The 14535-nt window shown below is 69.9% G+C and carries 10 protein-coding genes; 5 read left to right on the top strand and 5 right to left on the bottom strand.

The annotated features are described in order from the left end of the window. Window positions 1-44: 44 nt before the first annotated feature. Genes purH through CFREN_RS02315 form a run of 3 tightly spaced genes read right to left on the bottom strand, consistent with a single transcriptional unit; the run spans window position 45 to window position 3817 of the window. The gene (purH, locus tag CFREN_RS02325; protein ID WP_070519357.1) at window positions 45-1649 is read right to left on the bottom strand and encodes a bifunctional phosphoribosylaminoimidazolecarboxamide formyltransferase/IMP cyclohydrolase; all 1605 of its coding nucleotides are present in this window, start codon (window positions 1647-1649) and stop codon (window positions 45-47) included. Then, complete coding sequence (gene purN, locus CFREN_RS02320; protein ID WP_070519359.1) at window positions 1646-2287, bottom strand: phosphoribosylglycinamide formyltransferase; 642 nt, start codon at window positions 2285-2287, stop codon at window positions 1646-1648. The genes purH and purN overlap by 4 nt, the downstream gene beginning before the upstream one ends. 51 nt (window positions 2288-2338) lie before the next feature. Continuing rightward, window positions 2339-3817, bottom strand: a complete 1479-nt coding sequence (locus CFREN_RS02315; protein WP_209654128.1) for a cell division protein PerM — start codon at window positions 3815-3817, stop codon at window positions 2339-2341. 671 nt (window positions 3818-4488) lie between these two features. On the opposite strand from CFREN_RS02315, the gene CFREN_RS02310 reads away from it, so the two are divergent. Together CFREN_RS02310 and CFREN_RS02305 are read left to right on the top strand one after the other, a co-directional pair. Continuing rightward, window positions 4489-5199: a M23 family metallopeptidase gene (locus CFREN_RS02310; RefSeq protein ID WP_083291152.1), complete on the top strand. Its 711-nt coding sequence runs from the start codon at window positions 4489-4491 to the stop codon at window positions 5197-5199. A 315-nt stretch (window positions 5200-5514) separates the two neighbouring features. Beyond that, a complete protein-coding gene (locus CFREN_RS02305) occupies window positions 5515-6027 on the top strand; it encodes a hotdog fold domain-containing protein (RefSeq protein ID WP_244979557.1) in 513 nt (170 codons plus the stop codon). A 39-nt stretch (window positions 6028-6066) separates the two neighbouring features. Here CFREN_RS02305 and pcrA read toward each other — a convergent pair whose 3' ends face one another. Next, window positions 6067-8517 carry a DNA helicase PcrA gene (gene pcrA, locus CFREN_RS02300; protein ID WP_083291153.1) on the bottom strand — a complete coding sequence of 817 codons (2451 nt, stop codon included), beginning with the start codon at window positions 8515-8517 and terminating at the stop codon, window positions 6067-6069. Between the two features lie 54 nt (window positions 8518-8571). On the opposite strand from pcrA, the gene CFREN_RS02295 reads away from it, so the two are divergent. Together CFREN_RS02295 and CFREN_RS02290 are read left to right on the top strand one after the other, a co-directional pair. Then, window positions 8572-8880: a chorismate mutase gene (locus CFREN_RS02295; protein ID WP_035122059.1), complete on the top strand. Its 309-nt coding sequence runs from the start codon at window positions 8572-8574 to the stop codon at window positions 8878-8880. A gap of 40 nt (window positions 8881-8920) precedes the next feature. Then, window positions 8921-10222: an MFS transporter gene (locus tag CFREN_RS02290; protein WP_209654130.1), complete on the top strand. Its 1302-nt coding sequence runs from the start codon at window positions 8921-8923 to the stop codon at window positions 10220-10222. Here the strand turns inward: CFREN_RS02290 and CFREN_RS02285 are convergent. Continuing rightward, the gene (locus CFREN_RS02285) at window positions 10203-11675 is read right to left on the bottom strand and encodes an NAD-dependent succinate-semialdehyde dehydrogenase (protein WP_083291158.1); all 1473 of its coding nucleotides are present in this window, start codon (window positions 11673-11675) and stop codon (window positions 10203-10205) included. The two genes, CFREN_RS02290 and CFREN_RS02285, sit on opposite strands and share 20 nt — an antisense overlap. A 257-nt stretch (window positions 11676-11932) precedes the next feature. Here CFREN_RS02285 and CFREN_RS02280 point away from each other — a divergent pair, with 257 nt between their 5' ends. Next, window positions 11933-14521 (top strand): Ig-like domain-containing protein, encoded by a 2589-nt coding sequence (locus CFREN_RS02280; RefSeq protein WP_209654132.1) that lies wholly within the window; start codon window positions 11933-11935, stop codon window positions 14519-14521. Window positions 14522-14535 lie beyond the last annotated feature (14 nt).

Below are 14535 nucleotides of genomic sequence, written 5' to 3'. Positions count from 1 at the left end.
GATCCCCGGGGGCCGCCTTCGTCTATCGGGCGACCGGTGCGCGACTAGTGCGCGAAGTGGCGCGCACCCGTCAGGTACATGGTCACGCCCGCCTTGTTGGCGGCCTCGACGACCTCGGCGTCGCGGATGGAACCACCCGGCTGGACGACCGCGCGGACGCCGGCTTCGGCCAGCATCTCGAAGCCGTCGGCGAACGGGAAGAACGCATCGGACGCGGCGACCGCACCACGGGCGCGTTCATCGTCGCCGGCCAGCGAGTTCGCGCGCTCGACGGCCAGCTTCGCGGCGTCGACGCGGTTGACCTGGCCCATGCCGACGCCGACGGTGGCGCCGTCCTTGGCCAGCAGGATCGCGTTGGACTTCACCGCGCGCACGGCGTTCCAGGCGAAGACCAGGTCGGCGAGGGTCTCCTCGTCGGCGGCCCCGCCGGCGGCCAGGGTCCAGTTGGCGGGGTCGTCGCCCTCGGCCTGCAGTGCGTCGCGCTCCTGCAGCAGCATGCCGCCGGAAACCTGGCGATACTCGGTCGCCTCGCCCTGCGGGGCCGGGGCCTGGAGAATGCGGATGTTCTTCTTCTGGCTCAGCACCTCGACCGCACCGTCCTCGTAGCCCGGCGCGACGATGACCTCGGTGAAGATCTCGGCGACCTGCTCGGCCATCTCGACGGACACCTCGCGGTTGACGGCGATGACGCCGCCGAAGGCCGACACCGGGTCACACGCGTGGGCGGCCTTGTGCGCCGCGGCGATGGACTCGTCGGACACCGCGATGCCACAGGGATTGGCGTGCTTGATGATGGCCACGCACGGACGCTCGTGATCCCACGCGGCACGCCACGCGGCATCGGAGTCCGTGTAGTTGTTGTAGCTCATCTCCTTGCCGTGGAACTGCTTCGCCTGCGCCAGGCCCGCCGGGGCCGACGGGTCGACGTACAGGGCGGCGGCCTGGTGCGGGTTTTCGCCATAGCGCAGGGTGGCGGAACGCTCGTAGGTGTGGCCGAACCACTCGGGGAAGGCCGCGGCGGAGTCGGCCGACTCGTCGTCAAGCTGGGCGCCCATCCACGACGCCACCGCGACGTCGTAGGAAGCGGTGTGGCGGAAGGCGTCGACGGCCAGGGCCGTGCGCTCGGCGCGGGTGAATCCGCCGCCGGTGACGGCCCGGGCGACCTCGCCGTACTTGGCCGGGTCGACGACCACGGCGACGGAGGGGTGGTTCTTCGCCGCGGCGCGGACCATCGACGGGCCGCCGATGTCGATCTGCTCGACGCAGGCGTCGAAGTCGGCGCCCGAGGCGACGGTCTCGGTGAAGGGGTACAGGTTCACGACGACCAGCTGGAACGGCTCGACGCCCAGGTCTTCCAGCTGCGACAGGTGGTCGTCCTTGCGGGTGTCGGCGAGGATGCCGGCGTGGACGCGGGGGTGGAGGGTCTTCACGCGGCCCTCGAGGCACTCGGGGAATCCGGTGAGCTCCTCGACCGGGGTCACCGGCACGCCGGCGTCGGCGATGCGGGAGGCGGTGGAGCCGGTGGACACGATCTGCACGCCGCCGTCATGGAGGGCGCGGGCGAGATCCTCCAGCCCGGTCTTGTCGTAGACGCTGATGAGGGCGCGCTTGATGGGCTTGCGGTCCGTGCTGCCGTGATCCTGGGTCATGAAAACTTCGCCTTTCGTCCGTCCCGCGTGATTCCGCGTTCCGAGATGGTGTGGAGAACGTCGACCAGCAGCCGACGCTCGACGATCTTGATGCGTTCGTGCAACGTGTCCACGGTGTCGTCGTCCGCGACGACGACCGGTTCCTGCGCGAGGATCGGCCCCGTGTCCACGCCCGCGTCGACGATGTGCACCGTCGTTCCGGTGACCTTCACCCCATGCGCCAGCGCATCCGGCACGGCGTGCGCGCCGGGGAACGACGGCAGCAATGCGGGGTGCGTGTTGATGATCCGGTCCGGGAAGGCGTCGATGAACTCCTGCCCGAGGATGCGCATGAACCCGGCCGAGACGACGAAATCCGGCCGGTGCTCGCGCACTGCGGCCAGCAGCGCCCCGTTCCATGCCGCGCGGTCGGCGCGGGCGGCGTCGTCGAAGGGCACGCGGAACGACGGGATTCCCGCCGCATCGGCCCTCTTCAATGCCTCGCAGTCCTTGTCGGATCCGACGGCGGCGACTCGGACGCGCGCCGGGTCGAGCGTGTCGAGCATCGACTGCAGCAGCGAGCCCGTGCCGGAGGCCAGCACGACGATGGTCAGGGGCGTCGCCGCGTCATTCGGCCAAACGCTGTGTGATTCGGTCACGGCTGAACAGTCTACCCACCCGCCCGGATCCGCCCGGTGGCCCTCCCCCGGTCAGGAGCGCGGGGCCTCGTCGGCATCGGGTTCGACGTCGGCGGCGGCATCCTCTATGGCGTCGGCCTCCTCCGTCTCTGCCGTCTCTTCCTCTTCCACTTCGTCCGCGTCATCGGGTTCATCCGAGTCGTCGGGCTCGTCGGAGTCGTCGGCGTCCTCCGAATCATCCGACTCTCCCTCATCGTCGGCGTCGCTTGCTTCGCCCTCGGCGTCATCGATGTCGTCATCGGCGTCTTCATCTTCTCGAGCGCCCTCATCCGCGTCGGCCGTCTCGGCCGGCACGTCGACGTCGTCACGCTCCAACGCCGGCGCCTCCACCGGGCCCGCACCCGGCAGGCCCGCGACCATCACCGCGACGACCGCACCCGGCACCGCCAACCACACCGACGCCAGAACGCCGGCGAACCACCAATTCACGCCCGACCGGCCGTACTGGCCGAGCTCGCCGCCCATCAACAGGGCCAGCACCGCAAAGAGCGCGCCCGCGATCACCGCGGCGAGGACCACCTCGACGTAGGGGCGATCGGACTCCCCCTTCTTCAGGTGCCGGTGCACGCACCACACCGCGATGGCCACCGGCACCGCCAGCAACACGCCGAACGCCGGGGACAGATGCGACTGCGGCATCGCGGCCAACGTCGGCAACGGCGGCAGGGTGCCCGGCGACACCGCGAACAGGCCGGCTTCCGCGACGCCCACGTTGGCCGGGGCACCGACGAGGATGCCTGCGGCGGCGAAGGCGATGTTCGGCAGGTACGCCAGCGACAACAGCAGCAGCCCCGTCAAGGCGCCGCCGCCGTCGGCGATGCCCAGGGTCTCGCGCACCGACGCGTGATGCCAGATCAACGACACCACCACCGCGACCGCACCCGCCGCCCACAACCAGCCGACGTACGACGCGGCCAGGCGCAGCGACGCCAACGGCCACTCCGGCCACGCGCGGCGACGCAGCAACGCACGCGTCAACCTCGGCCCCATGCCCGCCACCAGCGCCGCCGCATGGACCACCACCGTCGACGCGATCGCCGCCGGGAAAAACGGCGCTTCGATGCGCAGCACACCCGACGCGTCCCACAGCATCAGCCACGCGACGACCGTCAACGCCACCGGCACGCCCAGGAACACCGCCGCCATCGTGCGCACGTCCCGGATGCTCACCGGACCGGACACCTCCCGGCGGATGCGCCACGCCACCGCAGCGAACAACGCCATCGACGGCAACGCCGGCACCAGGCCCAGATCCGTGCCGCCGAATTCGAACGGCGCCAGGTTGAGCAGCATCCAGGACGACGCGATGGTGGCGGGCAGCGGCGTGAACCCCGCGCCTGCGACGGCCACGCCGATGAGCGCCACCGAGATGATCAGCAGCAGCGCCACCCCGTGCACGCCCGCCGCCGCGAGAAGGAAACGGCGAATGCGGGCGGCCCGTGCCGTCGCCGCGGCCGGGCGCGGATGACCCGCCCGGGGCGCATCGGCCACTGCCGTGGCCCCGCTCCCTTTCGCGACAGCAGGCTCCGCCGGTGCGGGCACCGAGGAGATCTCGGCGGGACGCGCCGGCTCCCGACGCGGGGAACGGCCCCGCGAGCGGCGAGACGACGGCCCTGTGCGACGGGTGCCGCGGCCCGGGGTTCGCTTGCGCGGATTGGCGTCACTCACTTCGATGCCGTGCCTTTCCTCCGTGGGCGTATGGATTGTCCCGGCCCACCCGAGACGTCTGCGACGAGACTATCGCGCCACGCGGATCGGACACGGGCGGCGCGGCGGGGCTGAGGCGGGACGACGGCGGGAATGCGACGGGGCGGCGGCGCGAGCGCCACGGGGCGGCATTGCGCCCCAGACATGCCGCGTTACATCGGGGGTAACGGGGGTAGTGGACAGGCATCACCGCGCCCCCACAGCCCCGTTTAACGGTGCCAACGGGGCTTATGTGACGCATGAGCGCCGCTGAATCACGCCCGCGACCACGAAAAAGCGGAACGGGTCACACATTTTCGCCATTCCGGCGAAGTGGCTTGCCCGCAAGTTGCCGTTTCGTTATCGTTACGGTCGCTGCATAACGACATGGTTACGTTTTACGGCCCCCAACACGGGCGCGGCCCGACGGCAACCACAAGATCGCACGAGTCCAGGGAGTGAAAGTGACGCAGACGATGACGCGACGCAAGGGCGGCGCCCACCGCAAGCCGGGCAAGTCCATCAAGGGTCGCATCGCCATGGTCGCGCTCACCACCTCCGCCGTCTCCGCGTCGGGCGCCGCGGCCACCGCCGCCGCCGACACCAAGGACGCCGACAAGGATCTCGTCGCCCAGGACGCCGCCCTGGATCAGATGTCCTCCACTCCGATGGTCCTGTCGTCGGTCCGCGACTTCCGTCCGGCCTCCGACCTGGGCACCCACCTGGCCACTGCGCTGGAGTACAACAACCTCCGCACCGCCGCCGACCGCGCCGCCCGCGCCCCGCAGCTGTCCGTGCCGGCGCTCGGCACCTTCACCTCCGGCTTCGGCCCGCGGTGGGGCACCATGCACAACGGCATCGACATCGCCAACGTCACCAACACCCCGATCATGTCGGTCATGGACGGCGTCGTCATCGACTCCGGCCCGGCCCAGGGCTACGGCCAGTGGATCCGCGTCCTCCACGACGATGGCGCCGTGTCCGTCTACGGCCACCTCGAGACTCTCGGCGTCGCCGTGGGCGAGCGCGTCACCGCCGGCCAGGTCATCGGCGGCATGGGCAACCGCGGCTTCTCCACCGGCACCCACCTGCACTTCGAGATCCACCCCGACGGCACCACCCCGGTCGACCCGGTGGCGTGGTTCCTGCAGCGCGGCCTCGACGTCATCACCGGCGGCGCGCTGTAAGTCGCTTCTTCCGGATTCCGGCCGGTCCCGCTTCGTGCGGGACCGGCTCTTTTTTGCTTGACGACGCCCACCGCTGGCCTCAGCGGCCAACAATCAGGTTCGGCCGCGAGCGGGCGTCGCAAACTACCTCCACCGCCACACAAACCCCCAGGTCGCGGTTTTCACGGCCTCGAAAATGTGCACTTTCATACGCCAATCGACCTCTGGGGCGGTCAGGAACGAGCTGCGGGCGGACACGGGCGTCGCAAAGCACGGAAGCCGCACGATCCTGCGAATCCCGCCCGGGCGCGTCGCGCCGCCGCTTACGCTGGTGGAATGAACGATTCCATCGCCCCGGCCATGTCCACCCCCACCGCCGCGATGTGGACGAAGCTGTCGCGCATCCCGGTGGTCGGGACGCGACTGTTCTCCGCCGCGGTGTCCCTCAAGGCTCCCTACTTCCGCACCGTCCTGCCCCGTCTGCGCGTCATGGAACCCGGCCGCGCCGTCGCCTCCGCACCGAAGTGGTGGGGCATTCAGAACCACATCGGCACCTTCCACGCCATCGCCGCGTGCAACCTCGCCGAATTCGTCATGGGCATGCTCTGCGAGGCGTCCGTGCCGTCTTCGCACCGGTGGGTGCCCAAGGGCATGACCACGAACTACCTGAAGATCTCCAAGGGCAGCCTCACCGCCACGGCCACCGCCGACCTGCCCGACTACGCCGAGATCACCCCGGAGTCCGGCGGCCGCAACCTCGACGTGCGCATCGAACTCGTCGACTCCGAGGGCACGCTCGTCCAGGACGCCGTCATCACCTGCTGGGTCACCGCGAAGAAGAAGCGCTGACCGGCGGGCGAAGCACAAGACTCTGACCCGCCCCTCGGGTCAGAGCTTCTCCATCGGCAGGCCGCCGATCAGCATCAGGCGGACCTTGCCGGCGGACCCGAAATCGATGGTGGCCGTCGCCCGCGGGCCCACGCCGTCGACGGACAGGACCGTGCCCAGGCCGTACTTGTCGTGGACGACCTTGTCGCCCGCCGCGAGCTGGAGCTGCGTGTTCTTCGTGCGGCCGCCGGTCGACCCGCCACCGACACCTGCGGTGGACCGTCCCGTGCGGCCGAAACCGCCGCCTGCCCGGGAACTCCGGCCGAACGCCGCCCCGCCGCCCCACGACGTCGCCGGCTCCTCGCGCAGCCACTCGATCAGTTCGCCGGGGATCTCGCCGAGGAACCGCGACGGCGGATTGTTCTGCGGCGTGCCCCACGACGATCGCGTCTGCGCCCGCGACACGTACAGGCGCTTGCGGGCGCGCGTCAGCCCCACGTAGGCCAGACGCCGCTCCTCCGCCAGCTCCTTCGGGTCGCCCATCGCCCGCAGGTGCGGAAACTGGCCGTCCTCCCAGCCGGTGACGAACACGACGGGAAACTCCAGGCCCTTCGCGGTATGCAGCGTCATCAGGGTCACCACCCCGCGGTCGTCGTCGGGGATCTGGTCCGCGTCCGCCACGAGGGACACCCGCTCGAGGAACGCCTGCAGGCTCCCGGGCTCCGGCTGCCCGTCGTCCGGGGAGGCGTCGTCAAGCTCCTCCATGCCCTCCCGCAACGCCGCCTCGGCCGAGAACTCCCGGGCCACCGACACGAGTTCGTTGAGGTTGTCCAGGCGCGTCGCGTCCTGCGGGTCGGACGACCGCTCCAACTCGGCGCGGTACCCCGTGCGGTCGAGGACCGCCTCCACCAGGTCGCCGATGTCCCCGATGTCGCCGGAGTCCATGTCCGCGGCGATGCCGTCGAGCAGGTCGACGAACCCCTTCATCGAATTGCGCGACCGGGCCGCCACCAACGCGACCTCGCCGCGCGCCGCCGCCCGCAGCGCCGCCCCGAAGGACGTGCCCGTGTCCTCCGCGTGCAGCGCCACATGCGACTGCGCCTTGTCGCCGATGCCGCGGCGCGGGGTGTTGATGATGCGCCGCATGGACACGTCGTCGTCCGGATTCGCGATGACCCGCAGGTACGCCACGATGTCGCGGACCTCGCGCCGCTCGTAGAAGCGCGTGCCGCCGACCACCGTGTACGGCACGCCCATGCGGATGAACACGTCCTCCAGCGGGCGCGACGAGTTGTTCGTGCGGTAGAACACCGCGATGTCCGAGTACGTCGCCTGCCGACGATCCACCAGGTCATCGATCTCGTTGGCGATGAAACGGGCCTCGTCGTGCTCGTTGTCGGCCACGTAGCCCTTGATGCTCTCGCCCTCGCCGAGGTCTGTCCACAGCTTCTTCTCCCGGCGATTCTCGTTGCGGGCGATCAGCGCGTTGGCCGCCGACAGGATCGTCTGCGTGGACCGGTAGTTCTGCTCCAGCAGGATCGACTCGGCGTCCGGGTAGTCCTCCTCGAACTCCTCGATGTTGCGGATGGTCGCCCCGCGGAACGCGTAAATCGACTGGTCGGAGTCGCCCACCACGCACAGCTCGCTCGGCGGAACGTCGCCGCCGGGCTTGCCCACCAGCGCCGACACCAGCGCGTACTGCGCATGGTTGGTGTCCTGGTACTCGTCGACGAGCACATGGCGGAACCGACGGCGGTAGTACTCCGCCACCTCCGGGTGTTCGCGGAAGATGCGCACCGTCTCGCCGATGAGGTCGTCGAAATCCAGGGCGTTCGCCGCCCGCAGGCGCACCTGGTACTCGCGGTACACGCGCGCCACGACCTCGTCGAACGGATTGCGGGTGACCTCCGCATCCGTCGCCGCCTGCTCCGGGCCGATGAGCTCGTTCTTCAGGTTCGAGATCCGGTTCGACAGCACCCGGCCCGTGAACTTCTTCACGTCCAGGTCCATGTCACGGGCGATCATCGACAGCAGTCGGCGCGAATCGTCGGCGTCGTAGATGGAGAAGTTGGAGTTCAGCCCCGGCACCAGCGCGTGCTGCATGCGCAGGATGCGCACGCACGTCGAGTGGAACGTGGCCACCCACATCCGCTGCGCCGCCGGCCCCACCAGCGCCTCGACGCGCTCGCGCATTTCCGCCGCCGCCTTGTTGGTGAAGGTGATGGCCAGGATCTGCCCCGGGTGCACCCCGCGCGCGCCGATGAGGTGGGCGATGCGGCGCGTGAGCACCGCCGTCTTGCCCGACCCGGCGCCCGCGACGATGAGCAGGGGCCGCCCGGAGTGCAGCACCGCCGCCCGCTGCTGGGGGTTCAGGCCCTCCAGCAGGTCATCGCGTGACCCGAAGGCATCGCGCGAATCCGCCGGGGCGGACGTCGCGCCGAAGGCCGCGGGGGCCCGGCCCGGGACGGCGGGATCGGGGCGGGAGGAGGCAAAACCGAAGGAATCAACCATGATGGGCCAAGCCTAGCCCAGCCCCCGGATGGCGGATTTGGCAGAATGGAACGCATGACCGACGACCTCATCTCCACCTTCGACGTCCGCACGCCCACCGGCACGGACGATCCGCTGAGCTCGTCCGAGATCGAGAAGTACCGCGAGGAAATCAACCGTCTGGACGCGCTCATCATCGACGCCATCCGGCGGCGCACCGAGGTGAGCAAGGCCGTGGGCAAGACCCGCATGGGCTCCGGCGGCACGCGTCTGGTGCACACCCGCGAGGTGCAGATCATCAACGAATTCCGCGACGCCCTCGGCCCCGAGGGCCCGGCGATCGCCACCGCCCTGCTGCGGATGGGCCGCGGTCGCCTGGGCTGACCCGGCCCGCCTTCCGCCCCGGGTAGTTAGCCTGGGGAACATGAGCAGCTCTCGCACGGACCGCGCCACCGTCGCCGCATGGGCGTCGTGGGACTGGGGTTCCGCCGCGTTCAACGCGGTGATGGTCACGTTCATCTATTCCGTCTACCTCACCGAGTCGGTGGGGGCGGACATCGGCGGCTCGATCCCGGCGTCGTCCTGGTACGGCTGGGCGATGGCCGCCGCGGGCTTCGTCATCGCCGCCGTCGCGCCCGTCCAGGGCCGTCGGGCGGATGCGCGGGGCCGGCGCCGGCGGTCGATGACCATGTGGACGCTGGTGGTCGTCGCGCTGATGGCCTCGCTGTTCTTCGTCGAAAACGAGCCGGCGTTCTTCTTCCCGGGCATCGTCGTCATGGCGATCGCCTCGGTGGCGTTCGAGTTCGCGGAGGTCTCCTACTTCGCCATGCTGCGGCAGGTCTCCACGCCGGACACCGTGGGCCGGGTGTCGGGCATCGGCTGGTCGGCGGGGTATTTCGGCGGGATTTTCCTGCTGTTGATCTGCTACGTCGGCTTCATCGCGGGCGACGGCGGCGCGTTCGGTTTGCCGACGGACGACGGAACGAACGTCCGGGTGGTGGCGCTCGTCGCGGCCGCGTGGTTCCTGGTCTTCGCGCTGCCGACGTTCTTCCGCGTGCCGGAGATCGAGCCGGATGCGACGGTCGATTCCGGCTACGCGGATTCCTACCGCCGCCTCTTCGGCGAGTTGCGCCAGTTGTGGCGCGAAGATCCGCGGTCGATCAAGTTCCTCGTCGCCCAGGCGGTGTTCCGCGACGGCCTGGCCGGCGTGTTCACGTTCGGGGCGATCCTGGCGGTGACCGTCTACGGCCTGTCCCCCTCGGATGTCCTGCTCTTCGGCATCGCCGCCAACGTCGTCTCGGCGCTGGGCGCGCTGGCGGCCGGCTTCCTCGACGACTCCATCGGCCCGCGCCCGGTGATCCTGTGGTCGCTGGGCCTGATGGTGGTCACGTCGCTGGCGCTGCTCTTCGTCGACGGCCCCGGCTGGTTCTGGCCGTTGGGCCTGGTGCTGTGCCTGTTCGTCGGTCCCGCCCAGTCGGCGGCGCGGTCGTATCTCGCCCGCATCGCCCCGGAGGGACGCGAGGGCCAGATGTTCGGCCTCTACGTCACCACCGGCCGGGCGGTGAGCTGGATGGCTCCCGCCGCGTTCGCAGCGATGGTCGCCGTCTTCGGCACCGACCGCGCGGGCATCGGCGGCATCGCCCTGGTGCTGGTGGTCGGCATGGTCCTCTTCGCGCTGGTGCCGAAGACTCCGGCCGCCCCGGCCCCTACCCCTCGAGCGAAATGAGCTTGTCCTCGAGGAATTCGTCGATGCCGGTGAAGCCGCCTTCGCGGCCGAGGCCCGACTGCTTCACGCCGCCGAAGGGCGCCGAGGCGTCCGACAGCCCGCCCTTGTTCACGGCGACCATGCCGGATTCGATGGCTTCGGCCGCGCCCAACGCGCGGGTGAGGTTTTCGCTGAACACGTAGGCCGCCAGGCCGAAGATCGTGTCATTCGCGCGTTCGATGGCCTCCTCGTCGCTGCCGACCTCGGTGACCGCGACGACGGGGCCGAAGATCTCCTCGGTCACGATGTCGGCGTCGAGGGGGAATCCGGTGAGCACCGTGGGGTCGTAGAAGTAGCCGTCCGACAGTTCGTCGGAAAGCACGGGAATCGTGCCGCCGCAGCGCACCGTCGCGCCGCGTTCGATGGCGTCGTCCACGAGCTTTGCGACGGTCCGCTGCTGGTCACGCATGGCCAACGGGCCGAGTTCGGTCGACTCGTCGGTGCCGCGGCCGACGGTCAGTTCGCGGAACATCGCGACGACGCCCTCGGTGAACTCCCCCGCCAGCGACTCGTGGACGATGAACCGGTTCGGCGCGATGCACACCTGCCCGCCGTTGCGCAGCTTCGCCGCCTTCACGGCCTTGACCGCCTTGTCCACGTCGCCGTCGGAAAGCACCACGAACGGGGCATTGCCGCCGAGCTCCAGCGACACCTTCATGGAGGTCTCCATCGCCTTCGCCGCCAGCATCTGACCGACCTCGGTGGAGCCGGTGAAGGTGAACTTGCGCAGGCGATCGTCGTCGAGCAGGGCCGAGACGTTCTTCGCCGAGCCGGTCGGCAGCACCTGGACCACCCCGGCCGGAACACCGGCCTCATCCAGCAACTTCGCCAGGTACAGCATGGTCAGCGGGGTTTTCGACGCGGGCTTGGCGATGATGGTGCAGCCCGCCGCCAACGCCGGCGCGATCTTGCGGGCGCCCATCGCCAACGGGAAGTTCCACGGGGTGATCGCCAGCACCGGGCCGACCGGCTGGCGGACCGTGACGATCCGCGAACGGCCGTCCGGCGAGCGTCGGTAATCGCCGCGCAGACGCACGGCCTCCTCCGAGAACCAGCGGAAGAACTCGGCGGCGTAGGTCACCTCGGCGCGGGAATCCGGCAGCGCCCGACCCATCTCGAGGGACTGGAGATACGTCAGCTCGTCGTCATGCTCCTTGATGAGTTCGAAGGCACGGCGCAGGATTTCACTGCGCTCGCGGGGCGCGGTCGCCGCCCACTCGGCCTGTGCGGCGCACGCCTCGTCGAGGGCCGCGCGAGCGTCGGCCTCCGTCGCGGAGGCGACCTCGACGAGCACGCGATCGGTCGCGGGATCGCGGACCTCGAACGTGCCGCCGTCGGAGGCGTCGCGGAATCCGCCGCCCAGGAAAAGCTGCGTCGGGGCACCGGAAAGAATGTCGTTCACTGAAAGTCCCATGCCGCCCATGGTGCGCCGGGGAAACGGTTTTGTCGACGATGCGGAGGCGACATGTAACGAATCGGCGACCACTGTCAATTAAACCCATGAACGGTCACGGTTCATCCCGGGAAAGCATTGACACTTCGGGGGTAACCGTTACGCTCTCGGCGAGCGCAACGCTTATGCCCCTCTTAGGCTCCTCCAAGGCACACACGGTGGCCGTACGACACCGCAGTACCACCACTCCCCGCATCCCCCACCCCACAAGGATGAGCATGCGCAAGTTCACCGCATTCGCATCGGCCGCAGCAGTGGCCGTCGCGGGCTTCGTCGTATTGCCCATGGCAATCGCGGATGAAGTCACCAACACCGCGTCCATGTCGCTGACCTGCAAGGCCACGCCCGACAGAGTCGCGGGCCCGCAGACTTTCTCGGCCGACAACGTCTCCGTCAACGTCACCTCTCCCACCGACGTCGAGATCGGCGAGGAATTCAGCACCACCTTCTCCATCGATCCCGTCAACGTCGAACTCCCCGCGTTTCCTGCAGGCGTCAAGTTGAAGACCGCATCGCGGCTGAAGCTCGACTTCGCGCTGCCCGAGGGCGTGACCTTCACCGGCGCCGAGATCGACGAGTCGAACGCCAACCTCAAGGGCTTCGATGTCCTGCAGGTCAACGAATCCGGACAGCCCGACTCCAACGGTCGCATCCTCCGGTTGACCAGCAAGGACAACGCCACCATCGGCAACGGCCCGAACTCCAGCAAGAACACCCACGGCGGCATCCGGTACGACATCACCGGATCGACCATCGACCTGAAGTTCCCGGTTATCAAGCTTGATCTGCGCGCCGACACGGCGGGCGAGAAGAACTTCGGCGTCCGCACCGCCGGCGCCGCGGGCAACTTCGGCGCCGACGAAAACTTCCTCACCATGAACGCGCAGACTTCGAGCGTCATTTTTGTTGCGCCCAATGGAGTCTGGGCACCGACTCAGTGCTCGCCGCGTGCGTCGGAGACCGCCCCCATCGATCCGCGGGCCGGCCAGCTCGCGACCGTGAAGGTCAACGCGGGTCCGGCGGCCACGGACACCTCGCTGACCATCGACGAGGTGGCCGAGGCCGTCGCCGGCCAGCCGGTTGAGCTGACCGCAACCGTCGACCCGGCCGACGCCGCCGGCACCGTCGTCTTCTCCTCCGGCGAGCACTCCACCGGCCCCGTCGAGGTCGTCGACGGCACCGCCACCGGCGAGCTGACGTTCCCCGAAGCCGGCGACTACGAGGTCACCGCCTCGTTCACCCCCGCCAACGCCGAGGCCCACACCGCCTCGTCCGCCACCCGCACCGTCACCGTCGCCGGACGCTCCGCCAACCTCGCGGTCACGGCGGCCGAATCCGCCCCGGCCCGCGGCCACGTCGAGGCCACCGCCACCGTCGAGCCCGGCGCGACCGGCACCGTCGCCTTCCGCATCGGCGAAGGCGCCGAAGTCACCGCGGACGTCGTCGAGGGAACCGCCACCGCCTCCGTGCCCACCGGCACCGCGGTCGGCGCGCAGACCCTGACCGCCGAGTACCGCCCGACCACCGGTTCGCCCTTCGCCCCGGCGAAGGCCACCACCGACGTCGAGGTCACCGCGGTCACCGACACCACCCTCGAGCTCGACGGCCTGGACAACCCGGTCCACCCGGGCGAGTCCGTCACCCTGACGGCCCGGATCACCCCGGCGGAGAACACCGACGTCGCCGCCGGCGAGGTGATCTTCACCGTCGAGGGCCGCGACGTCTCCGTCGACGTCGCCGACAACGTCGCCAGCCTCGAGGTCATCCCCGACCGCGGCGGCGAGTTCCCCGTCAAGGCGCGATTCGTGCCCGCCGACGACACCCAGACCCCGGCCGAGGCCGAGGGCACCCTGCGGGTCGTCGCCGCCGGCGACACCGTGATCACCGCGCAGGCGCCCACCGACGTCGAGCCGATGGTCGAGGCCCCCACCACCGTCACCGTCGATCCGGCCGCGGCGGGCGTCGTCACCGCCACCGTCGACGGCCGGAAGATCACCGCGGACGTCGACGCCGCCACCGGCACCGCGACTCTGCCGCTGGTCTTCCCGCGCGAGGGCGACTACACCGTCCCGGTCGAGTTCACCCCGGCCGACCCGCGCACGGCGAAGGCCGCGCGCACCAGCATCGACGTCACCGTCACCGCACCGGCCTACGACTCCGTCACCGTGGACCTCGTCGGCCCGGACACGGGCGTCATCGGCGAGCAGCAGACCTTCCGCGCCACCGTCACCCCGAATACCGGCGACAAGTCGGCCGTCTCCGGGTTCCTGACGCTGACCAACAACGGCAAGCCCGTCATGAAGGACGGCGCCGAGGTCCGCATCCCGGTCGTGCGCGGCATCGCCGATTTCGACATGGTCTGGCCCACCCCGGGCGTGAAGACCCTCGAGGGCACCTTCGTCGGCACCGAGGGCAAGGCCCTGGGCGCCGGCACCGCGACGGTGACCATCACCGACGAAAACGGAGAGATCCCGCCGACCGACGGCGGCACCGACGAGAACCCGAACACCGGCGGCGACCTGCCGTCCAACCCGGGCACCGGCTCCTCCGACATCAGGTCGTTCTTCGAGCGCCTGTGGAAGTTCATCGTCGACCTGTTCACCGGCAAGTTGACGCCGGGCACCCTGGGCTCGTCCAACGGCTCGCCGAACGGATCCTCGGACCGACCCGGCACCGACGACGTCGCGCCGGCCGAGACCGAGAATCCGACCGACGCCCCGGCCGAATCCCCGACCGAGACCACGCCCGACGCCCCCGCAGAAGGCGACGCCCAGGAAGAAGCCGAGTCCGCGGCCGCCGCGAACTGACCCGGCCCATCCCG

Origin of the sequence: Corynebacterium freneyi (assembly GCF_030408835.1) — a bacterium.
Classification (GTDB): domain Bacteria; phylum Actinomycetota; class Actinomycetes; order Mycobacteriales; family Mycobacteriaceae; genus Corynebacterium; species Corynebacterium freneyi.
This window is presented reverse-complemented; position numbering and strand designations above follow the sequence as displayed.

Coding starts and splice junctions, on each gene's coding strand:
- CFREN_RS02285 (WP_083291158.1), bottom strand. CDS start 11,675: ATGGGACTTTCAGTGAACGACATTCTTTCCGGTGCCCCGACGCAGCTT.
- CFREN_RS02305 (WP_244979557.1), top strand. CDS start 5,515: ATGAACGATTCCATCGCCCCGGCCATGTCCACCCCCACCGCCGCGATG.
- CFREN_RS02295 (WP_035122059.1), top strand. CDS start 8,572: ATGACCGACGACCTCATCTCCACCTTCGACGTCCGCACGCCCACCGGC.
- CFREN_RS02310 (WP_083291152.1), top strand. CDS start 4,489: ATGACGCGACGCAAGGGCGGCGCCCACCGCAAGCCGGGCAAGTCCATC.
- purH (WP_070519357.1), bottom strand. CDS start 1,649: ATGACCCAGGATCACGGCAGCACGGACCGCAAGCCCATCAAGCGCGCC.
- CFREN_RS02290 (WP_209654130.1), top strand. CDS start 8,921: ATGAGCAGCTCTCGCACGGACCGCGCCACCGTCGCCGCATGGGCGTCG.
- pcrA (WP_083291153.1), bottom strand. CDS start 8,517: ATGGTTGATTCCTTCGGTTTTGCCTCCTCCCGCCCCGATCCCGCCGTC.
- CFREN_RS02280 (WP_209654132.1), top strand. CDS start 11,933: ATGCGCAAGTTCACCGCATTCGCATCGGCCGCAGCAGTGGCCGTCGCG.